The organism is Pragia fontium DSM 5563 = ATCC 49100, from assembly GCF_900112475.1.
Classification (GTDB): Bacteria; Pseudomonadota; Gammaproteobacteria; order Enterobacterales; family Enterobacteriaceae; genus Pragia; species Pragia fontium.
The window spans coordinates 34376-58444 of sequence record NZ_FOLW01000016.1 but is presented as its reverse complement, the minus strand read 5'-3'; the positions used below and the strand labels follow the sequence as shown (position 1 = coordinate 58444).

The following is a 24069-nucleotide window of genomic DNA, read 5'->3' as shown; positions in this document are numbered from 1 at the left end:
TCTCGCGTTATCAAATCAGTCAGCGTGCTTATCCTGAGACATTGCCTGCAATAGAATATGATGAAGGGCTGGTGGTGAGAAAGGTTCAAATGAATGGACACATCTGTCTCTATGGTAAGAGATATTTGGTCAGCAATGCATTCTGGGGATATCCGGTCCTGGTAAAAGAAACCGCTGATGAGTATGAAAGAGATATCTATTTTACTCACCAGCGTATTGCCAAAATTGACTTACGTAGGCCATTGGATTAGAAATAATGTGTAACCCATGTCTCCGAACACCTGTTACCTATGTCTATAATCCATACAGAACGCCCTCTGCACTCCCGCGCCTTCGCCCCCGAATCCAGGTCGCCTACCGGCGACTCCCCTCCGTCTTCGTTCGGGTTAACGCACCGGCGCTGATTTGCTCCGGGCAAAGCAGCGCCTCGTCCATCATCCCTGATGGACGTGCTCCCTCACTCAGTTGTCGGCTGAATTCCAGCGCTCAATAGAAAGGACCAAAGATAAACTGCTCACATTTTCTTAACTGAACAAGCATGAGGCAATGAGCTCGCTTTTTATCTTCAACCAATCAATCACAATGTTTGCGTTTGTGCTTCCGCAGCGGCTAAAGCCACCATATTCACAATTCGTCTTACCGAAGCCACCGGCGTCAGGATATGGACTGGTTTCGAGATACCCATCAATACCGGACCAACGGTAACGCCTTCAGAGGAAGAAACACGCAGCAGGTTGTAGCTGATACGCGCTGATTCCATATTTGGCATAATCAGAATATTGGCGGAACCTTTTAGTGGGCTGTCTGGCATCACACCGTGACGAATGCTTTCTACCAGTGCGGCATCACCATGCATTTCACCGTCGATTTCCAGTTCTGGGGCAGCCTGTTTCACCAGCTCAAGTACTTGGCGCATTTTGCGGGCGCTTGGGCTATCGGACGTACCGAAGCTTGAATGGGACAGCAGGGCAACCTTTGGCTCAATACCGAAGCGGCGTACCGATTCTGCCGCCATTAAGGTGATTTCGCTCAACTGTTCTGGCGTTGGATCATCGTTCACATAGGTATCGGCAATAAAGGTGTTACCGCTTGGCAGAATAACGGCATTCATGGCGCAGGCGGTATTCACGCCGTCACGGTAGCCAAATATGTTTTTCACCACATCATAGTGATCGTGATAATTACCGATGGTTCCGCAAATCAGGCCATCAGCTTCACCGCGCTGTACCATAATCGAGCCAATCAGGGTTGGATTACCGATCACCGTACGCTGCGCCTGTTCACGGGACACCCCCTGACGCTTCATCAACTGGTAATACTCATTCCAGTATTCGTTAAAGCGTGGATCGGATTCGTTATTCACGATTTCAAAGTCTTGGCCGGCAACGATCTGCAAGCCGAGTTTTTTCAGGCGCATTTCGATAACGCTTGGGCGACCAATCAGAATTGGAAAGGCCAGGTTCTGGGAAACAATTTCCTGAGTAGCGTGCAGCACACGCTCTTCTTCCCCTTCTGCAAATACCATGCGCTTCAGCTGTTTTTTCGCCTGAGAGAAAATCGGCTTCATAAACAGATTGGTTTTATAGATAAACTGGGTCAGATGCTCAACGTAGGCGTCCATATCGTGGATTGGTCGCTCGGCGACCCCAGAATCCATGGCTGCTTGAGCCACTGCCGGCGCTATTTTGACAATTAAACGCGGATCAAACGGCTTGGGAATAATATATTCCGGCCCGAAAGAGAGTTCCTGATCGCCATAGGCGGAAGAAACCACATCGCTTTGCTCTGCCAGCGCTAGATCGGCAATGGCGCGTACCGCGGCCAGCTTCATTTCTTCATTGATGACCGTTGCACCGACGTCGAGCGCCCCGCGGAACAGGAATGGGAAGCAAAGGACGTTGTTAACCTGATTTGGATAGTCGGAGCGACCGGTACAGACGATAGCGTCCGGACGCACTGCTTTTGCCAGCGGTGGAAGAATCTCGGGTTCCGGGTTGGCTAAGGCTAGAATCAACGGCTGGTTTGCCATTTGTTTAACCATATCCTGAGTCAGTACGCCGGGGCCTGAACAGCCAAGGAAAATATCTGAGCCAGCGATAACGTCGGCCAGACTGCGCTTGCCGCTGTCCACCACCGCATACAGGGCTTTGTTCTCTTCCATATTTTGGTCGCGGCCCTGATAGATTACCCCGCGAGAGTCACATACGCTGATGTGCTCTTTCTTCATACCCAGAGCGACTAACAGATTGAGGCAGGCGATGGCAGCGGCACCGGCGCCGGAAACCACTAACGTAACGTCTGCAATGTGTTTGTTGACGACGCGTAGACCGTTTAAGACTGCGGCCGCACAAATAATCGCCGTACCGTGCTGATCGTCATGGAAGACCGGAATATTCATGCGTTCACGCAGGACTTTCTCGATATGGAAACACTCCGGCGCTTTAATATCTTCTAGGTTGATACCGCCAAAGGTCGGTTCCAGAGAGGCGATAATATCGATCAGTTTCTCTGGATCGGTTTCATCAATCTCAATATCGAATACATCGATACCGGCGAATTTTTTGAACAGAACGCCTTTCCCTTCCATGACCGGCTTACCGGCGAGGGCACCAATATTGCCCAGCCCCAGAACAGCGGTACCGTTAGAGATAACCGCCACTAAATTACCGCGAGCGGTATATTTATAGGAGGCCAGCGGATCTTCGGCAATTTCGAGACAAGGGGCGGCAACACCCGGAGAATAGGCCAGGGCTAAATCACGTTGAGTAGCAAGGGGTTTAGTTGGAACGATTTTTATTTTTCCCGGTACCGGAAACTGGTGGAAATCGAGAGCGCTTTGTTTTAGTTGTTCGTCCATTTTTATATCCTTTTCAATGCAATATGGCATAAAGCCCGCAGCACTGGGTATAGGTTTCGGCAGACTGAAAAGACCTGGGGTTGCCAGTCTTTGTTATCACTGTTGATTTACATAATATAAGACACAGTTAACCAACAATATTAACATTAATTTAATCTTTCACCATGCAAGCTGGGTCACGTTATTGCGTAAATTGATAGGCAATAACGCACGATCTTAAACATATTGAATGCACCGATCGGAGTTATCGAGCAACTGGTTAGATTTACGTTAAATATCATTAGATTAATTTTACAGCCTATTTTTCTTGCGGTAATGACTACCAGAGTACATTCCATCAACTATGCTTAATAACAACAGGTTAAAAAGAGTTCATTTTTATGCGGTGCACGTAGGCTCTTTTAACCATAGGGTGACGCTATAAAGTTGCAATGAATCCCATATCCACATGGGGAGATGCTGTCACTAGCGATATTTTATCCATCAAAGGTGAGCTGACAATGAGTGCTAAATTTGAAATTTTTCATGGTAAAAATGATGAGTTCTATTTCCGCTTAAAGGCGAGCAACGGGCAGATTATTCTTGCTAGTGAAGGCTATACCACCAAGGCTAACTGCCAAAATGGGATTAAATCTGTAAAAGCTCATGCCGGTGACGCTAAGCACTTTGAGAAGAAGGTGACTTCAAACAGTAAGTTCTGCTTTAACCTGAAGTCGTCTAACGGTCAGGTGATTGGTACCAGTCAGACTTACACCACGGAACAGTCAAGGGATGCAGGTATTACGTCCGTTAGCCATAATGCGCCGGACGCGGCAGTCGTGGATTTAACTGCGCATACGGCTTAACAGTAGCCGTTGACCGATTTTTGCACCCTGTAGCACTTCGTCCGCTAGGTGATGTCTCGCACTAGCGGACCTTTTTGCGTGCCGATGACTGATATGAATCGGCATCATAAATAATATCTTCCGTTAGATAATCGATCAGGGGTTGACGCTTTATCAGCGCGCAGAGGGTTAACCAGCCTAAAATAAAGGGCATCAGCAGGAATGGCCAAGGATCGTGCCAATTCGCGATCATATCCTGACTATGGCGATAGATTTTGCCGGTTTTGCGCCATTTTTTCTTGCCGATGATTTTAGCCAACCAGATGGTTTTTAATCCGTAGCGCTGTTTCTCCATCATTAAGATTTTTTTCGGGATATATTCAGGCATAAAAACCTGCGGAAGCTGTTCGCCCAGCAGTACGGCTCCATGAGTCAGGCGCGGATTGCATTCAATAAAATAGTATTCCTGCCCGTCATACATAAAATCCAAGCTGATAGAACCGCTTAACTGATGGCTTTCAATAAAACGCTGCATATATTCGAAGACTTTTTGCGAGCGATAAGGGGTAAATACCAAGCTGGCGGCGTTTTCCAGACCAAAATTGGTCAGGTAACAGGCGTAGGCTAATAGCTTACCCTGTCGAGCAAAACCATAAGTACAGATCTGCACCCCATTAATCCGCTGCTGCTTAACGTATTGTCCCTGATGGCGCTGATTTAACCCTTGCCGATCAAATATCACCTGATTACCAAAGCGTGAATAGACCGGTTTCACAATGTATTTTTGCCAGTCCACATTATCATCACACAGATATTCGGTGTGAGGCGCAGGGATACCCGCTTGTTGAGCCAGTTGAATATTGGAGAATTTACCGTGCAGTTGCTCCAACAGCGGTTGTGCTACCACGTCAAACTGGATGGATAATGCTCTGATCTGCTGCTGAAGTCGGCCATAATGCAGAATATCTTCATTGACCGGAATCAGGACATCCGGCCGTTCGCGCTCCAGTAACTCCAGCAACAACGCGCTGAACTGTTCGAAGTGATGTACCGGATCGGGTAACAGATGGTAATGGTTTACGCTGTTGGAAAAGCGGCTAAAGGTTACTGACTTATGTTCAATAATTGAGACTTTCCAACCTTTTTTCTTCCACAGTCGAGCCAGAACCAGACAGATAGGGGAGCGTCCACCGCTTAGCATCACATGTTTCAAAATATCTGCTTCCTGCCGTATTTTTCACCGAGCCAGTTGATCAGCCCTGCAAATAATTGGAATGTGTAGCGCCTTAGCCGTGAGATGCGCACATCAGCATAATAGCTGTATTCCAGATAAACCTGCGCCCCACGCCGCATTTTATAATCCCCTGCGCCGGAGCTCATATTTAGCACGTTTCCGTTGCCTGCCTGCATCAGGGAAATTAGCGTGGCAATACGATATAGCCCAGCCTGTCGCGGGTAATCCAGGTCATAGCCGATAAGGGGGGTCGTTAGGGAATGACCGACTTTATATAAGCCGGCAATGGCCACCAGTTTATCGCCGTCAAACACACCGTGTAATGTTAGCGCTCGATGCCTGACCATATCCACGAAGTATTGCACGGTAAACTGTGGGTTATAGCGTGAATATTTATCCAGATACAGCACGTCATATAGCCGTTTTGCCGCTTCCGCATATTGTTGTATATCTTGGTCGATTAAGCGAAGCGTGAAGGTGGTTTGTTTTAGGAGCTTTAAGTCCCGCTGGATACTGTTGCGTTTTTTCTGTGACTCTAACGTCTGGTTAGTGATAAAAACCTGCCGTGATACCAGACGTTGATAACCCAGCGCCGTCAGGTTTTTCATCATGTCCTGATGGGCATAGTCATTGAGCGAACGGTAAACAATGCGCTGAGTGGTAAAGCGCTGCCGGATAAAGTTATCGATATGGCGTAGCTGTTCTGCATTCCACTCTGGGTGGAAGTTGGTCGAAATAAAGGTATTGCCGATATACACCACATCATCTAATTGTTGGTGAGCGAACAGCTTTCCCAACAGACGAACGACTAACTTCAGCGGCTTTTTCCAGTACTGACCCTCAATTAAATCCAGCTCATCTTGCAGGTAGTCAAAATAGTGAGTAATCAGTGAGGCGGTATAAGTTTTCTGCTTCTCCGTGCGGATTTGGGCTACCAGCGTCAGTTCACCTGCCAGCTCCAGTGCGTAACATTGGGTTGAAGCGGGTAGGTTAGTGATGAGATCGCCGGGGGCGGCGGAAAGCAGCGCTTTAATCGACGGGTAAAGCGCATGCCCGGTTAAGGTACAGCGACTAAAATCATCCGGGCTGTATAACGTAATGGGGTGGTTCATCTGGCCAATTTCTTCCCTGAAAAGGTGTTCAGACACGATGTATTGTTATTGGTTATCGAGCGCCAGCCACTGTGACCTGGAAAGTGTATACAGACAGTGCCGACGTAACGGATGGCCTACCTTTACCGCTGGGTGATCGAAATTATCGGCTGCCGGCTGCATGCCTAGTTTTTTCATCACTGCCTGAGAACGCTGATTAATCACCGCGGTAAAGGCGACAATTTCTTCCAGCCCCAGCCGTTCAAAGCCTACCCGTAAGGCTCCTTGGGCGGCTTCGGTGGCGTATCCCTGACCCCAGAAGGGTTTAGCCAGACGCCAGCCGATTTCGACACAGGGTGAAAACGGTAACTCTGCGGTAGGAATATGCAGGCCAACCAATCCAATAAACTGACCGCTTTGTTTCAATTCTACTGCCCAGAAGCCCCAACCGCGTTCAGCAATCAGCCCCTGACAGCGATCGACCATCGCATTACTTTCAGCATCATTTAATGGTGCCAGAAAGAATTCCATAACCTCAGGATCGGCGCTCATAGCGGCAAAATGTTGGCGGTCGCTCTCTTTCCATTGGCGTAGGAACAGGCGTTCTGTTGTAAATTCTATCGGTTTAACCATGCTGCTCTCTTAATTAGTCAGGGGATACGATGACAGTGCCTATACCATGGTATAGGCCTTTTCTAATCCTTTATCCCGATCGTCGTGGCCACCTTCGGTTCCGTCTTCCGACTCATGTTCTCCAGGTTCCCGAATAATAATAACAGCAGTCTCAGTTTCTTCTCCAGTCTGTTCGCGCGGGTTTTCATGCGAGTCCGTGGTTTCCTGCTCATCTGTCGCTGGTTCTGGTGCGGGCATGCTCTCTTGAATCATCTGTTCATCAAAGCTGGGGTTCAGGGCCGGTGAGAGAGGGGAACTCATCAGACTGTCCGGCATGGCAATATGAGGTAATGGTGCATCTTCGACAAAATGCGTTTCTTGCCTTTTGGTCGTACGGCTGAGTAATACCGTAATTAGACCGCATAGAATAAAGAACGCATACAAAATATTACCGCCTAAAGGCTCCATCAACGCCCCAACAATTAGTGGGCCGATACTGGCACCAACGCCAAATGACATCAAGAGACAGGCCGCCAGTGAAACCCGCCGTTCCGGTTCTATCTGGTCGTTAGCTAAAGCGACGACCAACGGATAGAGGGTAAATTGCAACATACCTACCAGAAAACCAATTCCCAGCAGCAGATAGAAGGAAATATGGGGCAGTATCGCCAGCGGTAATGCTGCCACGACCAACATGAGGGCGATAATGCGTAATAGCACTAATCGATTATAGCGATCGGATAGCCAACTAAATGGCAGTTGAGCTACCAGTCCGGCGAAAATAGAGGTCGCCATAAACAAACCGGTTTGCTGGGTAGAGAGGGATTGCAGGCTAGCGTAGACCGGTGCCAGCCCGTAAAACGAGCCAACTAACATACCAATGACCAGCGTTGAAGCCAGTATCTTGGGGATTGAATTGATAAAAAAGCGCAGCTCCATCGGTGCCGGAGAAATCTGTTGCGCATGACTGCGGGTGGTCAGTGCAATGGGGACCAAACAAAGGGAAAAACAGATAGCAATAATCAGTAAGGATTGAATGCCTAAATCCGGCTGCACCATTAATACCAACTGACCGAGCGCCATCCCCAGATAGGAGGCTGCCATATAGAAGCCAAATACCACGCCACGTTGGTTCGGGGCCGCCTGATCGTTAAACCAGCTTTCCAGTACCATATACTGACACATCAGGCACAGACCAATAATCAGCCGTAGTCCGACCCAGATGGGAATAAATTCGGTCACGCCGTGCAGCAACACTGCTGCGGTAATAATGCCGGCACAGGAGACATAGGTTCGAATATGGCCGACCCGACCAATCAGAAAATAGCCAACCTTACCGCCTAAAACCAGACCAATATAGTTAGCGGCAATAATCGCACCAATTAAGACCCCGTTAACGTTGGCGGAGGCCAGACGCAGTGAGATATAAGTGGTTAACAACCCGGCACCGAGCAGCATGATCATGGTGGTGGTATACAGCGGAAAGAATACGCCAAGGGCTTTTTTCACGGTTCCTCCAGTGGTGGGTTTTTAGGCTGGGGCTTACGGATGGTAGCAAAATATAAGGCCAGATGCATTGTTGTTAAGGATTGACCCGATAGCTAGGTATGACTTTCGCCACTAAAAAAGTATCGATTCAAATGGGCTACAGCGCATGTGGCGAGCAAGGGGGCGTTGGGGCGAACGCCCCCCTGCACCCCCCGCGCCTGCGCAGCCGACTGTTGGCCGACGCGATGCGACGGCAACCTCGCTCAGCCCAAAGGCTTAACGCACCGGCATAGACCCGCTCCCGGCGGACTATGCCTTTCGCCGCATCCCTGCGGCTCTGCTACCTTTGGTCTTTCCTCGGCAACATTCGGATGCTTAACTTAAAACCAGAACAAAAAAGAAGTGACTTCAATAAATTAATGTTATGGGTTGGGTTTGTTTTCGACGGATTATGCCTTTCGCCGCATCTCTGCGGCTCTGCTACCTTTTCTCCCTTCGCAACATTTGGATGCTTCAATTAAAGTCAGGGTCAAGATCTCAACGGGTCATTGGGTTTGATTCGTTTCTTCTCCCCCGATATGATGCTGAGCTATGGAATGAAACGAGGTGAAAGTCATGAATGGAGAGCAGGTGTCTGTACCGGCAATTGGTATCGATTTGGGGACAACCAACAGTCTTATTAGTATCTGGCAGGATGGCAAAGCCCATCTGATTCCCAATTCCTTGGGGGAATACCTCACCCCTTCGGCCATTAGTATCGATGAGGATGACTCGATTCTTATTGGTCGACCGGCTTTATCTCGCCTGACAACCCATCCATCGAAAACTGCGGCGCTGTTTAAGCGTTATATGGGCAGTAATAAACAATTTAAGCTGGGCGAAAAAACGTTTAGTGCGCCTGAGCTATCAGCGCTGGTGCTGAAATCCCTGAAGGCCGATGCGGAAGCTTGGACTGGGCAGGCGATTAAAGACGTGGTGATCTCTGTTCCGGCTTATTTCAGCGATGAGCAGCGTAAGCAAACCCGTTTTGCCGCCGAACTCGCCGGATTAAATGCGGTACGTTTGATTAATGAACCGACGGCAGCGGCAATGGCCTATGGCCTGCACACCCAAGAGTTTGGGCGTACGTTGGTGTTTGATCTGGGCGGTGGGACGTTTGACGTTACCGTACTGGAATATGCTTTACCGTTAATTGAAGTGCACTCTTCTGCCGGTGATAACTATTTGGGTGGTGAGGACTTTACTCACGCGCTGGTGAAAGCCTGTCTGAAAGAGTGGAAGCTGGATGAAGGCACGATTACGCCGGAAGCCATGGCTCGCCTGAATGATGCCGCCGAAGAAATAAAATGTCGCCTGAGTGCGCAGGAATCAGAGCTAAGCTGGCACTGGCAGGATAAAGAATGGTGCTATAGTTTGGACGATCGGCAGGCGGAAAAGCTGTGGCTACCGCTGATTAATCGCTTGCGGGCGCCGATTGAACAGGCGCTGAGCGATGCCCGTTTACAGCCGCAAGAGCTTGACCATCTGGTGTTGGTTGGCGGTGCTTCCCGGTTGGGCGTTATCCAACGTATGGTGGTGCGCCTGTTTGGTAAAATGCCTCACCAGCATCTTGACCCAAGTACCATTGTGGCGCTGGGTGCTGCGGTACAGGCTGCCTGTCGTCTGCGGGATGAAGACATTGATGAAGTTATCCTGACCGACGTTTGCCCTTATACCTTGGGTATTGCAACCGGTAACGGTAAGGTCTCCGGTATCTTCTCACCGATTATTGAACGTAATACGGTGGTGCCAACTTCCCGGGTGGAAACCTTCTATACCAATCATCCTGAGCAGAAATTTATTCGGGTGGCGGTGTATCAGGGGGAAAGTCCTCGAGTTGATAGCAATATTCTGGTTGAAGAGTTTGAAGTGCCTGTGGAGCCGAATGGCCAGATTCAGGCGCTGGATATTCGCTTCAGCTACGATATTAACGGACTTCTGGAAGTGGACGTTAATCTGCTGGAGAGCGGAAGCAGCTATTCCAAGGTGATTGACCATAGCCCTATTGGCTTGAGCGAAGCCCAAAAGCAGGCCAGTCACGATCGGCTAAAATCCCTCAAGATTCACCCACGGGATACCATGCCGAACCGAGCGCTGATGGCGCGTCTGGAACGTGCCTGGTCGCAGTCGCTGGGGGATGAACGATTACAGATTGGTATTTGGCTACAGGAGTTTGATGAAACCCTTGCCGCTCATAAAGAAGAATTGATTAATGAAGTGCGCGAGCGTTTGGTCGACTATTTGGATTCAATGAAGCTGTAAATTCGATATGAAGCGTGTGCCGCAATACCATGGTGTATTGCGGCACATCTGGCTTTAGCTGTTTAATCCCCCCTGACAGAGATATTTCAACTCCAGATAATCATCTATTCCGTACTCGGAACCTTCCCGCCCCAGCCCTGACTGTTTTACGCCGCCAAACGGTGCCACTTCGTTAGAAATCAGCCCAGTATTGATGCCAACCATACCGTATTCTAATGCTTCGCTAACGCGCCAGATACGTGCCGGATCTTTACTGTAGAAGTAGGCAGCCAGTCCATAGATGGTGTTGTTAGCCAACTGGATGGCCTGTGCTTCATCATCGAAAACCACCAGTGGCGCAACCGGCCCGAAGATTTCTTGTTCCAGCAGTTTGGCGCCAGCGCTAACGTGACCAAGCACCGTTGGGGTGACGAAATTACCGCCAAGAGGATGGGGGCTATTGCCGGCTAACACCTGCGCGCCGTGGGATAAAGCATCATCAATCAGTTCCTGAACTTTCCGTACGGCTTTGTCGTTAATTAATGGGCCAACCTGAATATCTTTACCCAGCCCAGAGCCGACTTTAAGTTGGCTAACCCGTAGGGTGAACTGTTCAGCGAAACTGTCGTAAATATCGCGCTGGATATAGAAGCGATTAGCGCATACGCAGGTTTGTCCGGCATTGCGAAACTTGGCGGCAATGGCCCCTTCTACCGCAGCGGGAATATCCGCATCGTTAAAGACGATAAACGGGGCATTACCACCCAGTTCAAGGGAGACTTTTTTAATGGTTTCTGCGCTCTGGCGCATCAATAAACGTCCCACTTCCGTCGAGCCGGTAAAGGTCAGTTTGCGAACTTCCGGGTGAGCGGTAAGCACACCGCCGATGGCGGCAGGATGGCCGGTGACCACGTTAAATACTCCAGCAGGAATACCTGCGCGATTGGCCAGTTCTGCGAGCGCTAAGGCGGAATAAGGGGTTTCGCTGGCGGGTTTGAGCACCATGGTACAACCGGCAGCTAATGCCGGACCGGCTTTACGGGTAATCATCGCCGCCGGGAAATTCCATGGGGTAATTGCAGCGCAAACGCCAATCGGCTGCTTAATGACCATCAGACGCTTATCTGCCGTTGGCGATGGAATAATTTCACCATTGGTTCGTTTGCACTGCTCGGCAAACCATTCAATAAACGACGCGGCATAGCGAATTTCCCCTTCCGCCTCAGCCAATGGTTTTCCCTGCTCCCGCGTCATAATCATCGCCAGATCTTGGCGGTGCTCGATAATTAAGTCGAACCATTTACGCAGTAGCGTGGCGCGCTGTTGGGCCGGCATTGCTTTCCAGTTGGTTAACGCCAGACGAGCCGCATCGACAGCCATCAGTGTATCGGTTTCATCCATATCGGGTATTTGACCAAGGCATTCACCGCTGGCGGGGTCAGTGACGTCGATAGTTTTTTTGCTGTTGGCATCAAGCCAAATACCGTTGATAAAGGCTTGCTGCCTGAAGAGCGTTGGATCGGTTAGGTTCATGATGATGACCTCCGGTTTTCTATAAGAAATGAAGAAGAGCGCATTGGAATAGGCGTAATTCTATTCCTGCATTTTCAGCGTATCCTTGCTGTTTTGGTTGTTCTTTAAGGCTAAAAGTCGCCCGATGCTAATAAGTCAGTAATAGCCTGACCGACTTCCTGTGTTGAAGCATTACCGCCGAGATCGCGGGTTTTCGGGCCTTGGGCGATGGCGTGTTCAATGGCCTTAAGAATACCATCGTGCGCCGCTTGATAGCGGCTATCCCCTTCACCGAGGACGCTGAGCATCATGGCACCGGTCCAGATCATGGCGATAGGGTTAGCGATGTTTTGGCCGTAAATATCCGGCGCTGAACCATGAACCGGTTCAAACATCGAGGGAAAGTTGCGTTCAGGATTGATATTAGCCGAGGGGGCAATGCCGATAGTGCCTGCACAGGCCGGACCAAGGTCGGACAGAATATCGCCAAACAGATTAGAGGCGACCACCACATCGAAACGCTCAGGGCTTAACACAAAGCGGGCACACAGAATATCAATGTGCTGTTTATCCCACTGAATGTCAGGATAGTTCCCAGCCATTAGCGCCAGACGCTCATCCCAGTAGGGCATACTGATGGCCATACCGTTAGATTTTGTGGCCGAGGTGAGCAGGCGACGAGGGCGGGTTTGCGCCAGTTCAAAGGCGTATTTAAGAATGCGATCGACTCCGTGGCGAGTGAAGATTGACTCCTGCACCACAAATTCCCGTTCGGTACCCTCAAACATGCGGCCACCCAATGACGAGTATTCACCTTCGGTGTTTTCCCGCACGACATAGAAATCGATATCTCCCGGTTTTTTATTGGCCAGCGGGCAGGGTACGCCGGGAAATAGCCTCACCGGACGCAGGTTGACGTACTGATCGAACTCTCGACGGAATTTCAGCAGTGAGCCCCAAAGGGAGATATGGTCAGGGACTTTATCTGGCCAGCCGACGGCGCCGAAGTAGATAGCGTCAAAGGATTTGAGTAATTCAAACCAGTTATCCGGCATCATTTGGCCGTGGCTAAGGTAGTAATCGCAACTGGCCCAGTCAAAGGTTTCGAACTCAAGGTTGAGATGCCAGCGCCGGGCTGCCGCTTCCAATACGCGGACTCCTTCTGGTAACACTTCTTTGCCGATTCCGTCGCCGGGAATGGCGGCAATTCTGTAAGTCTTATTCATCAGGAGCCTCTCTTGTTTGATTATATTAAACCAACGGGCGCATGTTGCTGGCTAAGTTTGATTAAACCATCCGCTTGCCGGTGGGCCTGCTTTATTGGCAAAGGGAACGCCGGGTGCTAGTAACAGATACAGCATACTGATTGGGAATACCACGGCAACGACGGTGAGTAATACGTTTACTATTTTGCCATGGTCTAAATCATTTAGTCGTCTGGTAGCGGCACAAGCAATATTGACGTACAACAGGCAGGTGAGGATGATTTGCCCGTCCAGCGTACTGGAAAAATGCGTCAAAAGGTAAGCGATCATAAAGGCAAAAATCGAGCCACAGAATAACTGCGCCATAAACCCGGTGCGGTTTAAGCGGGTATTAACGCGCCAGAACGCCCAAACGGAAGCGGGTTTAGTCTCATCGGTGGTTTGTTTTTTGCGCCGATAGTTAAACTCTTGTAATAGCAGCTTTGCCACTAATCGCAGCGTGATATCTTCATTGACGTTTTGTTGGCAGTCGAGCAGGAGCTGATGGGTATGTTCCGACATGAGGTGTCGCTCATTACGACGCATCTCGATGATTTCGTTTATCAGTGCCAGCAAGCGTGGGTTGAGGATATTTTTTGCCAGTGGATAAGGTTTGGCGTTAAGCAGTGACTCTTTTAAGGTCGCTTCTGTTGGCTCATCGGTAACCATTTCCTCAATCATACCGGTAAAACGCTCCGTGCGGCTGCTGAGTCCAAAGTAAGCACAGGCGGCATAGAAAACCATTTGATTGGTTTGATTTGATTTGGCGATCTGCTCGCGCCACGGTGTGCTACTGATATAAAAGTGATCGATAGAGTAGGAACTATTGGTTTGTGAATTATCCAGATAGTCTTGCGGAGTAATTGGCAGACGAGTCCATGAGTGATGTTGCAGAATATTGCTGAGGGTCAGCTTATTCATGTACTGCTCGACAATATCTCCTTGCTCAGGATCGATTGACTGAATTATTTGCCAAAACGGGTGTAGAGGATGTTGCTCTTCGATATGCAGATTTTTCATCCGCATAATCATGGCTAAAGATTCCGCCGGTTTTTCCAGCAACAGAACCAGCGCGTAGCATTTACGACACCATTCCCAGTAGTCTTCTCCATTGACCGGTGGCGGTAGGCTGGTGCTATTTTGTAAGGCAATAAAGCTTACCCAGTCGGTAATAATTTCCAGATTGTTGCCAAACTGTTCACTGTTTACCAAGCGTTCTAACTGTTCATCGGCCATCCAGCGACGCTCTAACAGCCAGTGGAGACACTGCTGATAGATATCCGCATCGCGGTCGTTAAATATTTCCGGTAGCTGTTCTGCGGTAGGGGCATACAGCCATTGGCTAAATGTGGCAATGACCTGAGAGTTTTCCAGCCAGGTCAGACGTTGCTGTGCCAGATGCTTTAGACCTTCAAGTATCAGCTTATCCAGCGGATCATCCGACAGTGGTTCATCAATAATCTGTTGCAGTAGCGTTTCGTTGCCTAACCTCAACATACTGGCATGCCGATACAAATGGAGGACTGGATCGCTACCGTCATCCTCAACCAGATGGCGCAGTATGGTGGTTTGCGTTTCTTTATATAATTTCCAATTGGCGTAGTCCTGTGCCAACTGCGGTAGCGGATATTGCAGTGCATCACCCCATCGTAGTAGGGTTTTGGTGGTCTGGGCGGGTGTCAGATAGCATTGATCGGGCGAATCAATCGGGATGCTGTCTGCCGGAGCATACAGCGGATTATCCATCGCCTGAATCAGCAACGGTAAACGTTCCGGTGCCTGGGTTTTACACCAGTTTAGCAGCCACGCCTCTGCCGCCGCGTGGCGTTCAAGGGTGTAGAGACGAATCCAGTAGGGCAGCGCTTGTTGATCATCGCCGTTCAGCGAGCATTGAGAAGCATATAAATAAAGCCAGTCGATATTGTCTGGTTCGTCAGTCAGTCTTTGCAGGCAGTAGTCGCTGAGTTCCGGGTAACCAAATCCAGCGTAGGTGTACCAGCGGCAGCGTCGTTCCATCAATTCTGGCGTATCGGGCCAATATACCGCGCTTGGCTGCTCCAGATAGGCTCTCAACATCCACGCGGGTCTTTCCCAGAACAGGAAGTGAATAGAGCTGATGTGATCGAAGCTGGCGTTCTGCGCCGCCAGCGGCAGGTCTGACAGCAGGGTCAGGTCGAGAATATCCCCTTTAGCAATGAAATCCAGGTATTCATCCATACTATGTGCATGTTCATCCTGTAGTTCATTCAGTCGCTGTTTCCAACGCAGACGTTCGGCCAAAATCAGTGCGCAATTTCTGGAGATAAAGCTGGCGTTATAGACCGCCTGTAGCAGAGGCCAACGCAGTTGATTAACCACTTCGATTGAGTGCTTGTCCAGCTCTTGAATGTATTCGTGCCAGGCATCAGGCTGATAGCGTTTTTGCGGATTGTTCAGTAAGGCATCGAAATCTGCGGTTAATTGATCGATAGCGGGCTGTTCCGGATGAGGTTCAGCGGTTTCTGGCGGTTGGTTTTCTTCGCCGTTTTCCTGCGAGTCTGATTCAACAGGCGTCAATGCACCGTCGCTCAGGGCTGAAATCGGCGTAAAGTCTGACTGAATGCCTTTTTTCGCCTGCTCAAACGCCTGACGTAGATTCTGGAATCCTTGGGGATCGCTTTCCGGATGGTATTCCGGTAATTTTTGGCGATAAGCGTTACGGATAATGTCCTGATCGTTGGTTGGCTCAATGCCTAATATTTCCCAGCAACTCTGACTCATGACCAGTCAACCTCCTGTAATGATGCTGGCTTTTCGATCTCCAGTTCCGTTGGGTCGATATCCCATGAAAGGTGCTTATAAGGACTATCAGGAGAGGTTGATAACTGTAAGGCGACACTGACGTTTGAATCCAGCCCGCCTTTAGCGCTAAGGGCATAGCGTTTGAACTCCGGGCGCTCTTCACCAAGGGCGAGCCAAAAGGTTCTGCCAATGAGAAATCCGGCGGTATATTCCTGCCAACTACCATAAAAATGACGGGCGCGGCTGGCAATACGGGAGTGGAACCACAGGCTTTCTTCCTCCGTCAGCCATTGGTTGAGTACCCCAATGCGGCAGAGAAAGCTCATGCGACTAAGATCCCAAGACTTAATGCCGCCAGAGCCGCAAATAGCGGCTGAGTTTGAGACAAACTCCAACGATACCAGACGCTCTTCTTCCTGATCTTCGATATAGTTTTTCCACTGGAGTGGTGAGAGCTGGTGCCATAAGTAATAGGGATAGGAGAGTTCTTCGGCGTGCCCGTTATCGATCATGCGGATAACGGTATCGATCAGTGACGATTTAGAATCGATCCCCCAACTATCGTTTAGATCCAACATGGGATCGTTCGGATAAAACTTGGGATCAACGTAAGAAGCACCGTGTTCAATGTTCATGGCGGCCGTAGGTGCAGACAGTGCAAACAGCCAATGTTGATATTTTTGGTCCATCAATAAGCTCAACAACAGTTATGACGTGTATACCTCGATACTACTACAGAAAGAATTTCCCATCAAAGTAGGAAAAAATGTGTTGTGCATAATTCTGGATACTGCTATCATTTGCTATTCAGGAAGCTATTAGTAACACATTGGGATATGCCACAAGTTATCTTGTGCTGTTTCTTTATTGTTCTGTGGATTAACGCTGCCTGTTCTATGCTGAATCTGTTCCGATTATTTTCCGCCTATTCGATAGGCGCTTCATTTGATTGTGGGGATAAATCTGGTGTCACATTCAACGACTTCACCGAAGGCGCTGGTACAAAAAACAGTGTCTAAACATAAGTTATTGACCATCGCGGGTTTAGGATGGATGTTTGATGCCCTCGACGTTGGGCTATTGTCATTTTTACTGGCGGCACTGAAGCAGGATTGGGGACTGACGGCTCAGCAAATGGGCTGGATTGGCAGCGTTAACTCAATTGGTATGGCGGTAGGGGCATTTGTTTTTGGCGTTATGGCCGATCGTACCGGGCGTAAGTCGGCGTTTATCGTGACGCTGCTGTTATTCAGCATTGGTAGCGGCCTGACCGCGCTGGTTTCTACGTTGGCGGCGTTGTTGGTACTGCGGTTTATTATCGGTATGGGGCTCGGTGGTGAGTTACCTGTTGCTTCAACCTTGGTGTCTGAAAGCGTAGAGTCTCACGAACGCGGACGTATTGTGGTGCTGCTGGAAAGCTTCTGGGCATTTGGCTGGCTGGGCGCGGCGCTAATCGCTTACTTTATTATTCCTAATTATGGCTGGCGTATTGCCATGCTGATCAGTGCGCTACCGGCGTTTTATGCCATTTATCTGCGCTGGAACTTACCGGATTCTCCGCGCTTTAACCGCAGTGAAGTCAAACAGCGGAAGCCTTCCATTGTGAGTAATATTACGGCGGTGTGGTCGGCGGATTATCGTAAAGCGACGGTGATGCTGTGGATCCTTTGGTTCTGCGTGGTGTTCTCCTATTATGGCATGTTCCTGTGGCTACCCAGCGTGGTGATGCTCAAAGGTTTTAGTTTGGTGAAGAGCTTCCAGTACGTATTAATTATGACGCTGGCTCAACTGCCTGGCTATTTCACCGCCGCTTGGCTGATTGAACGCTATGGGCGCAAGTTTGTTTTGGCAACCTATTTAACCGGAACCGCGGTATCGGCCTATTTCTTTGGTGCGTCCGATAGTGTGACGCAGTTGCTGGTATTCGGTATGTTGCTCTCTTTCTTTAACCTTGGTGCCTGGGGCGCGTTGTATGCCTATACACCAGAGCAGTATCCGACAGCTATTCGCGCCACAGGGGCCGGTATGGCGGCCTCTATTGGCCGTGTCGGTGGAATTCTCGGCCCTTTAATGGTGGGCTATTTGGTGGCGGTCAACAGTTCGATCTCCCTGATTTTTACGCTGTTCTGCGCCTCTATTATGGTGGCAGTTGTTGCCGTAATGGTATTAGGTAAAGAAACGCGACAAATGGATTTAATGCCGTAAACGTTATTGACGATAAGTTTAGGTGCCGGCATCGTTTGCCGGCATTTTTTTGGGTAAATATGGGTAACGAGATAAAAATATGAGCGCTGATGATGTCATTCGCTTAGCTAGTATTATCGATCTGCCAATACTGGCTGATATTGAGCGTGCGGCGGCAGAATTATTTCCTGATGATGTCCTGCCCGCGGAACAGCGGCAACATACGCTACCGCAGGCGGTGTTACAGCAGGCGCAGTGCGAGAAACGATTGTGGGTTGCGCAGGATACCTCGGGGTTAGTGGTCGGGTTTGTGTTAGCCGATAGTGTCGGGGACTGGGGATGGATACAGGAAATTAGCGTTCATCCACAGGCTGGTCGACAGGGCATTGGACGCCGCTTAATGACCACGGCCATCGAGTGGTCGCGGCAGCGGGGCTGTTGCTATGTTGGGTTGACCACGTTTGAGGGTATGGCGTGGAATGCGCCGTTTTACCGGCGGCTTGGTTTCAGGGATTTTGTCTCACAGCCAATGCCGGCATTTTTGCGTCAGGCGTTGGCAGATGAACGCCAGTGGAGCCGCAGTCCGCGGGTAGCACTCTGTTATGCGTTTGGGAGCAGCAGTTAATCAGGGGCGGGTTTCCCCTGAATCACCGGTGATATAGGATTATTCCGCGACTGCGTTAATAAACTTCTCCAGCACAATATTTTTTCCACACAACACCACGGCGATTTTTTTACCTTTAAACTGCGGCGCGAGTTTTATCGCTGCGGCCAATGCTACGCCAGCGGCGCCTTCTATCATCCAGCGGTCGGTGCGAGCAACCAAACGCATAGCGTGGCGAATTTGTTCTTCGCTCACTAACTCATAGCGATCGATAACCTGCTGGCAGAGTGGAAAAGTGATCGCGCCGGGTTCTATGCCGCCTGCGGTACCGTCCGACAGCGTTGGCTGTTCAGCTACTTCAATAATGCTGCCGGCCTTCAGGCTGGCGTACATACTGGTTGCGTTGGCAGGCCAGCAGCCAATGATTTTGGTGTTGGGTGATAAGTGTTTAAAGGCCGCGCCAATACCGGATATTAGCCCTCCGCCACCGACGGCAACAAAGATGGCATCCAGATCTGCCTGCTGCTCAATCATTTCCATACCGGCGGTACCCTGACCGGCAATAATATATTTGTCGTTATAGGGAGAGATAAAGGGCTTGCCCTGTAAATTAGCCTGTCGCGATGCTTCAAGTTCAGCGGTAAGCGCATCCCCCTCGACTAATTCAACATCAGCACCGTAGGCACAAATGGCATCCAGCTTAACTTGGGCTGCCGTCGCCGGGGCATAAACGGTAACGGGAATGCCTGCACTGCGCGCGGCCAGCGCCAATGCCTGACCGTGGTTACCGGTGGATGCGGTAATTACGCCGCTTTCACGGGCGGTGTCATTCAGCATACGTAACTTATTGACCGCGCCACGAAATTTAAATGAACCGGTATGCTGTAAGTGTTCGCATTTTAAATATAACTCGCAGTCGGTTATCAATGAGAGTAGCGGGCTAAAGTCCAGCGGCGTGGTTCTGACCTGAGGGCGAATGGCTGTGTGTGCTTCGGTAATCAGCTGATAAAGGGATTGCATAATCTCTCCTTAAATTTATCCCATTAGTTTTAGCTTGAGGGAGGTGAGATGTCGAGTGATGAACGAGATCGGCATGCAATAAAAGAGTGATATTTACCTACTGCGATGTCAGATAACGATAAGTTGCCTCGTACTTTTACCACGCATAAAGATTTATATTAGGCGATTCATCATATCTTCCTTGTTATCACACCTATTCTCTTCTATATCTATTCAAGATCAGTACGTTACTTTTCGCTTTCAGCTTTTTATATTCAGTAGTTTAGGGTAACGATTACTTTTGTGCTGTGATGCCTGATTTTTATTGGTGGCTTAACTACATTTATCGACAACTTTGCAGTGACAGCACGGTATTTATTTAGCAACATAAAGATTCATATCGGCGAACAGGTAGGAGCTCATTATGCGCGAGACAGAAAAACAAATTACCTATACGCCCTGCAACCACCAGTTAACCAATGTTAACGTTTGGACGCCGGACAGTCAGTGGTTGATTTATGATGTTCGACCTAGCGGTGCATCGTTCACCGGTCAGATGATTGAGCGGGTGAATATTGATACCTGTGAAGTTGAGATTATTTATCAGGCTGCGCCGCAGAATTATGTGGGCGTGGCAACGGTCAGTCCGGTAGAGCCGGTACGCTATGCGTTTATTCATAGCCCGGATAAGCCAAATGAACACTGGCACTATGATTTTCACCATCGCCGTGGCGTGATTGTTAGTGAGCCTCACTGCAAGAGAGCGGTTACTCTGGATGCGCTGGATATTACCCCGCCTTTTACGCCGGGAGCCTTACGCGGTGGCTCTCACGTTCATGTTTTCAGCCCGGACGGCAGCCGTCTGAGCTTTACCTATAACGACCATTTGATGCACGAATTGGGGCCTGAGTTCGATAGGCGCAATATTGGTGTGGCGGTGCCGCTGCATCCGGTCACCGTTGAAGCACAGCATCCTCAAGAATATAGCGGTAGCCATTTTTGTGTATTGGTGAGTTCAACGGTTGCGGCACCGGATACCGGCAGTGATGAAATCAGTCGCGCCTATGAGGAAGGTTGGGTTGGTACTCAAGGCTATGTGAAGTCCGATGGTTCAATCCAGCGCTGGGCGTTGGCCTTTATTGGCGATACTCGTGCAGAAGATGGGAGTAAGCTTTCTGAAGTATTTATCGTTGATTTACCAGAATCTCTTGATGATTACGCCAAACCCGGTGAGTACCCACTAACCGGAACCGAGCAAACCTTACCGGCACCTCCGGCTGGCGTCAGGCAGCGTCGTCTGACGTATACCGGAGATCGCCGTTATCCCGGTATTGCAACCACACCGCGCCATTGGATACGTAGTTCACCAGACGGCAGTAAAATAGCTTTTTTAATGAAAGATGAGTTTGATGTGGTTCAGGTGTGGCTGGTTGCGCCGGAAGGCGGCGAGCTAAAACAGGTGACTAATGGGGAATATTGCGTCGAGTCGGCTTTTAGTTGGAGTCCTGATGGGCGCAGTCTGGCTTTTGTGATGGATGGCAGTATCGCTATTTGTGATGTTAACAGCGGTGTAGTGACGCGTTTGACGGAGAAAAATATAAACCACCCTTCTCCGGATGCAGTCGTGTTTTCTCCTAACGGTGAATATATTGCTTATATGCGCGAAGTTGATGGTTTTATTCAATTATTTGTTACCGAAACCGAACTGGATTAGGGCAAAGTTAGAGATGTGTTATATCGTCAGCTATACTTATAACGGTGCTTAAAAATGTTTGTCACATCAAGATGATGTAAACGATAACAGACGTAACCGAGCGATCTTTAAACCATTTAATTGTTGTTGGAGAATATGATGGGAATGTTATTCAATTTTGTTAAGGAAGCCGGTGAAAAGCTGTGGGATAGTGTCTCTGGTAAACCAGAAGACAAGGCAGCAAAACTGAAGCAGCATCTGGAGCAGGTGGGTTTACCGGGTGCGGATAAAGTCGATATTAAAGTTGAAGATGACAAAGTCATCGTTGGTGGTGAAGCCGCCGATCAGGAATTGAAAGAAAAGCTGATGGTGGTGTTAGGTAATGTTGCCACTATCGGTAAAGTAGAAGACCATTTGTCTGTAGCTCAGCCGTCTGAAGCCGGTAATTTCTATACCGTGAAGAAAGGCGATACTCTGAGTGCGATTGCCAAGTCTCAGTATGGTGATGCCAATAAATATATGCAGATTTTTGAAGCCAATAAACCGATGTTAAGCCATCCGGACAAAATCTATCCGGGACAGGTTCTGCGTATTCCGAAGCTTTAATCATATTTGATTGAAACTGAGTTAATAAACCCCGGTGGGTGATTTTTCATCCACCGGGGTTTTTCTTTATTTATCCGATGTAGAGTGTTGTGCTGAATGAGTAAAAGGCGCGGATAAGTTCAGGCAGAAGCTTAATAATGGGATGGATAATTAGTCGGTTATAACGTTGAATTCATTAGTTAGCTTTTTTATTAGCCTTCGAATAACCCGATCCTTTCAACTGGCCTTTGGCTTTCTTTCTTTTATCTGATGCGGAAATTTTCTTGCGTGGTGATGGGCGGCTGTCGGTAGAACGATAGTAGTCATAAGGCAGTAAAACCGTATCCAGAACGGAGGAGAACGGTAAATCAACAATGAGTAGGGTGCGCATCATCCAACCATTGTCACTGTCTTTAATCATCTCGATATCATTTGATGTACCGGGATAATAGCCTTCATAGGGTGCAACATGCGCCATCAGGCTGGAACAGCCAGTCAGTGCAAATATGGTAGTACAGGTGCAGATAGGCAATAAAGAACGCTTAACGCTGATTATCATTGTACGGTATCCACAAAACACACTATCAGGTGATTTCGACGGTAGATTATATCTTATTGATAAGTGTTATAGCACTCGCCTACCTAAATGAGAATAAGTAACCACAGATAAATAAAATATCGTTGTGGTTAAATTTAGTCATAAATTAAAAATTAGCCATTGAATGGCGGCGGAAAGTCCCCATTTATCTACTATAACCGGTAAAAATAACGCCGATAGGGTTATGCGGTTATATTCCATGAGTCTGTCCTTTGATGGAAGACGGTTTGATTCTCCTCGCTGATTAATTTAGGAGGCGTTGTTATGCGTAATTTTGATTTATCCCCACTGTATCGTTCCGCGATTGGTTTTGATCGTATGCTGAATACTCTGGAATCTGGCCAAAGCCAAAGTAATGGTGGCTATCCCCCTTATAACGTTGAACTAGTGGATGAGCACCACTACCGCATTGCTATTGCTGTCGCGGGATTTGCTGAAAGTGAGCTCGACATCACCGCTCAACCAAACCTATTAATTGTTCGTGGGGCAAAACAACCCCAGGAGCAGGCAAAAACCTATCTCTATCAAGGTATCGCTGAACGTAACTTCGAGCGAAAATTTCAGTTGGCTGAACATATTCAGGTCGAAGGTGCTCATTTAGAGAATGGGTTGCTGTATATCGAACTGGTGCGGATTATTCCGGAAGCTTCTAAACCTCGCCGAATCGAAATTAAATAATTTTCCGTGGCGATAACGCCGCGTAATACCAGCTATCTGCCTGCTCGCCGTAAAGGGGGCTGACATCACTCGCTTCAAAGAAGGAGTTATATTTATGGGTAACTATGATTTATCACCGCTATTTCGCCAGTGGATTGGGTTCGACAAACTGGCCAGTTCCATACAGGGCAACGCCGATGCCGGTTTCCCTCCGTACAATATAGAGAAAGGTGACGATAACCATTATCGTATTACCTTAGCATTAGCCGGATTTAAACAGGATAACCTGACAGTAGAATCCGAAGGCCAGCGCTTGACCGTACGCGGTAATCCAACCCAGATTGAGAAAGAGATCCAGTATTTGCATCAGGGCTTGGCCTGTAAGGCGTTTGAACTAAGCTTTACCCTAGCCGATCATATGTCGGTGACAGAGGCTAAATTTGAACTGGGGCTGTTGCATATTGATATCGTGCGTCAGGTGCCTGAATCTTTACAGGCTCAGCGTATTGCTATTGGTAAGCAGGGTGCTTTGGAGCAGCAATAATAGCTATCTGATGTTAAAAATGGAGCCATTAGGCTGAATGTTTATCCGTTAAGATTAATGGCAGCGGACGTTTCGTCCACTATCAGTACAGAGCATAAATCAACGTGGATGCACGTGGCCGAGCAGAGGGCGTTAGGGTGAACGCCCTCTGCATTGAAGGATCACCAGAAAATAAGCATGAATCACTGGTTGTTTTTTTGCCCGCTTTCACGGGGATGACAATATTAATATTGCGATATGTCTCGATCGGTAGCCCTTTCCGTCATTCTGGTGAAAACCAGA

The 24069-nt window shown here is 48.8% G+C and carries 19 protein-coding genes and 1 pseudogene; 9 read left to right on the top strand and 11 right to left on the bottom strand.

Annotation, left to right across the window (positions count from 1 at the left end; all coding sequences use genetic code 11):
- Positions 1 to 251, top strand: a pseudogene (locus BMZ28_RS17545) (hypothetical protein); the annotation flags it as partial.
- A 326-nt stretch (positions 252 to 577) separates the two neighbouring features.
- Here BMZ28_RS17545 and maeB read toward each other — a convergent pair.
- Positions 578 to 2857, bottom strand: a complete 2280-nt coding sequence (gene maeB / locus BMZ28_RS16110; protein WP_074824810.1) for an NADP-dependent oxaloacetate-decarboxylating malate dehydrogenase — start codon at positions 2855 to 2857, stop codon at positions 578 to 580.
- 500 nt (positions 2858 to 3357) lie between these two features.
- Between maeB and BMZ28_RS16105 the strand changes: the two genes are divergently transcribed.
- On the top strand, positions 3358 to 3702 hold the full coding sequence (locus tag BMZ28_RS16105) for a YegP family protein (RefSeq protein ID WP_074824807.1): 345 nt from the start codon (positions 3358 to 3360) through the stop codon (positions 3700 to 3702).
- A gap of 61 nt (positions 3703 to 3763) precedes the next feature.
- Here BMZ28_RS16105 and BMZ28_RS16100 read toward each other — a convergent pair whose 3' ends face one another.
- From BMZ28_RS16100 to BMZ28_RS16085, 4 genes are read right to left on the bottom strand one after another with little or no spacing between them, the layout of a single operon-like run.
- Entirely contained in the window at positions 3764 to 4885 is a 1122-nt protein-coding gene (locus BMZ28_RS16100; protein ID WP_248296114.1) for an ATP-grasp domain-containing protein, read from the bottom strand.
- A 5-nt stretch (positions 4886 to 4890) separates the two neighbouring features.
- Positions 4891 to 6027 (bottom strand): GNAT family N-acetyltransferase, encoded by a 1137-nt coding sequence (locus tag BMZ28_RS16095; protein ID WP_074824798.1) that lies wholly within the window; start codon positions 6025 to 6027, stop codon positions 4891 to 4893.
- Positions 6028 to 6072: 45 nt separating this feature from the next.
- Positions 6073 to 6639 (bottom strand): GNAT family N-acetyltransferase, encoded by a 567-nt coding sequence (locus BMZ28_RS16090; RefSeq protein ID WP_074824796.1) that lies wholly within the window; start codon positions 6637 to 6639, stop codon positions 6073 to 6075.
- Positions 6640 to 6678: 39 nt separating this feature from the next.
- Positions 6679 to 8127, bottom strand: a complete 1449-nt coding sequence (locus tag BMZ28_RS16085; protein WP_047779493.1) for an MFS transporter — start codon at positions 8125 to 8127, stop codon at positions 6679 to 6681.
- A 594-nt stretch (positions 8128 to 8721) separates the two neighbouring features.
- On the opposite strand from BMZ28_RS16085, the gene BMZ28_RS16080 reads away from it, so the two are divergent.
- Positions 8722 to 10407 carry a molecular chaperone HscC gene (locus tag BMZ28_RS16080; RefSeq protein ID WP_047779494.1) on the top strand — a complete coding sequence of 562 codons (1686 nt, stop codon included), beginning with the start codon at positions 8722 to 8724 and terminating at the stop codon, positions 10405 to 10407.
- Between the two features lie 54 nt (positions 10408 to 10461).
- Here BMZ28_RS16080 and BMZ28_RS16075 read toward each other — a convergent pair whose 3' ends face one another.
- From BMZ28_RS16075 to BMZ28_RS16060, 4 genes are all read right to left on the bottom strand, one after another.
- Positions 10462 to 11919: an NAD-dependent succinate-semialdehyde dehydrogenase gene (locus BMZ28_RS16075; RefSeq protein ID WP_074824792.1), complete on the bottom strand. Its 1458-nt coding sequence runs from the start codon at positions 11917 to 11919 to the stop codon at positions 10462 to 10464.
- Positions 11920 to 12029: 110 nt separating this feature from the next.
- Positions 12030 to 13124, bottom strand: a complete 1095-nt coding sequence (locus tag BMZ28_RS16070) for a tartrate dehydrogenase (RefSeq protein WP_074824789.1) — start codon at positions 13122 to 13124, stop codon at positions 12030 to 12032.
- 51 nt (positions 13125 to 13175) lie between these two features.
- On the bottom strand, positions 13176 to 15902 hold the full coding sequence (locus BMZ28_RS16065) for a J domain-containing protein (protein WP_074824786.1): 2727 nt from the start codon (positions 15900 to 15902) through the stop codon (positions 13176 to 13178).
- Entirely contained in the window at positions 15899 to 16612 is a 714-nt protein-coding gene (locus BMZ28_RS16060; RefSeq protein ID WP_074824783.1) for a DUF1266 domain-containing protein, read from the bottom strand. The genes BMZ28_RS16065 and BMZ28_RS16060 overlap by 4 nt, the downstream gene beginning before the upstream one ends.
- 364 nt (positions 16613 to 16976) lie before the next feature.
- Here BMZ28_RS16060 and BMZ28_RS16055 point away from each other — a divergent pair, with 364 nt between their 5' ends.
- Together BMZ28_RS16055 and BMZ28_RS16050 are read left to right on the top strand one after the other, a co-directional pair.
- Entirely contained in the window at positions 16977 to 18128 is a 1152-nt protein-coding gene (locus BMZ28_RS16055; RefSeq protein WP_047782427.1) for an MFS transporter, read from the top strand.
- A gap of 79 nt (positions 18129 to 18207) precedes the next feature.
- Entirely contained in the window at positions 18208 to 18732 is a 525-nt protein-coding gene (locus tag BMZ28_RS16050) for a GNAT family N-acetyltransferase (protein WP_074824780.1), read from the top strand.
- Between the two features lie 39 nt (positions 18733 to 18771).
- On the opposite strand, the gene BMZ28_RS16045 is transcribed toward BMZ28_RS16050, so the two are convergent.
- On the bottom strand, positions 18772 to 19731 hold the full coding sequence (locus BMZ28_RS16045; RefSeq protein ID WP_074824777.1) for a threonine/serine dehydratase: 960 nt from the start codon (positions 19729 to 19731) through the stop codon (positions 18772 to 18774).
- 403 nt (positions 19732 to 20134) lie between these two features.
- Here BMZ28_RS16045 and BMZ28_RS16040 point away from each other — a divergent pair, with 403 nt between their 5' ends.
- Positions 20135 to 21424, top strand: coding sequence for a YidR family protein (locus tag BMZ28_RS16040; protein WP_074824774.1), 1290 nt, complete (start codon positions 20135 to 20137; stop codon positions 21422 to 21424).
- A gap of 138 nt (positions 21425 to 21562) precedes the next feature.
- Complete coding sequence (gene lysM / locus BMZ28_RS16035) at positions 21563 to 22009, top strand: peptidoglycan-binding protein LysM (RefSeq protein WP_047779502.1); 447 nt, start codon at positions 21563 to 21565, stop codon at positions 22007 to 22009.
- A gap of 175 nt (positions 22010 to 22184) precedes the next feature.
- On the opposite strand, the gene BMZ28_RS16030 is transcribed toward lysM, so the two are convergent.
- Positions 22185 to 22547 carry a YceK/YidQ family lipoprotein gene (locus BMZ28_RS16030; protein ID WP_074824771.1) on the bottom strand — a complete coding sequence of 121 codons (363 nt, stop codon included), beginning with the start codon at positions 22545 to 22547 and terminating at the stop codon, positions 22185 to 22187.
- Between the two features lie 303 nt (positions 22548 to 22850).
- On the opposite strand from BMZ28_RS16030, the gene ibpA reads away from it, so the two are divergent.
- Together ibpA and ibpB are read left to right on the top strand one after the other, a co-directional pair.
- Entirely contained in the window at positions 22851 to 23264 is a 414-nt protein-coding gene (ibpA, locus tag BMZ28_RS16025; RefSeq protein WP_047779504.1) for a small heat shock chaperone IbpA, read from the top strand.
- Positions 23265 to 23358: 94 nt separating this feature from the next.
- On the top strand, positions 23359 to 23787 hold the full coding sequence (ibpB, locus tag BMZ28_RS16020; protein WP_074824769.1) for a small heat shock chaperone IbpB: 429 nt from the start codon (positions 23359 to 23361) through the stop codon (positions 23785 to 23787).
- Positions 23788 to 24069 lie beyond the last annotated feature (282 nt).

Coding starts and splice junctions, on each gene's coding strand:
- maeB (WP_074824810.1), bottom strand. CDS start 2,857: ATGGACGAACAACTAAAACAAAGCGCTCTCGATTTCCACCAGTTTCCG.
- BMZ28_RS16105 (WP_074824807.1), top strand. CDS start 3,358: ATGAGTGCTAAATTTGAAATTTTTCATGGTAAAAATGATGAGTTCTAT.
- BMZ28_RS16095 (WP_074824798.1), bottom strand. CDS start 6,027: ATGAACCACCCCATTACGTTATACAGCCCGGATGATTTTAGTCGCTGT.
- BMZ28_RS16090 (WP_074824796.1), bottom strand. CDS start 6,639: ATGGTTAAACCGATAGAATTTACAACAGAACGCCTGTTCCTACGCCAA.
- BMZ28_RS16080 (WP_047779494.1), top strand. CDS start 8,722: ATGAATGGAGAGCAGGTGTCTGTACCGGCAATTGGTATCGATTTGGGG.
- BMZ28_RS16075 (WP_074824792.1), bottom strand. CDS start 11,919: ATGAACCTAACCGATCCAACGCTCTTCAGGCAGCAAGCCTTTATCAAC.
- BMZ28_RS16070 (WP_074824789.1), bottom strand. CDS start 13,124: ATGAATAAGACTTACAGAATTGCCGCCATTCCCGGCGACGGAATCGGC.
- BMZ28_RS16065 (WP_074824786.1), bottom strand. CDS start 15,902: ATGAGTCAGAGTTGCTGGGAAATATTAGGCATTGAGCCAACCAACGAT.
- BMZ28_RS16060 (WP_074824783.1), bottom strand. CDS start 16,612: ATGGACCAAAAATATCAACATTGGCTGTTTGCACTGTCTGCACCTACG.
- BMZ28_RS16055 (WP_047782427.1), top strand. CDS start 16,977: ATGTTTGATGCCCTCGACGTTGGGCTATTGTCATTTTTACTGGCGGCA.
- BMZ28_RS16050 (WP_074824780.1), top strand. CDS start 18,208: ATGAGCGCTGATGATGTCATTCGCTTAGCTAGTATTATCGATCTGCCA.
- BMZ28_RS16045 (WP_074824777.1), bottom strand. CDS start 19,731: ATGCAATCCCTTTATCAGCTGATTACCGAAGCACACACAGCCATTCGC.
- BMZ28_RS16040 (WP_074824774.1), top strand. CDS start 20,135: ATGCGCGAGACAGAAAAACAAATTACCTATACGCCCTGCAACCACCAG.
- lysM (WP_047779502.1), top strand. CDS start 21,563: ATGGGAATGTTATTCAATTTTGTTAAGGAAGCCGGTGAAAAGCTGTGG.
- BMZ28_RS16030 (WP_074824771.1), bottom strand. CDS start 22,547: ATGATAATCAGCGTTAAGCGTTCTTTATTGCCTATCTGCACCTGTACT.
- ibpA (WP_047779504.1), top strand. CDS start 22,851: ATGCGTAATTTTGATTTATCCCCACTGTATCGTTCCGCGATTGGTTTT.
- ibpB (WP_074824769.1), top strand. CDS start 23,359: ATGGGTAACTATGATTTATCACCGCTATTTCGCCAGTGGATTGGGTTC.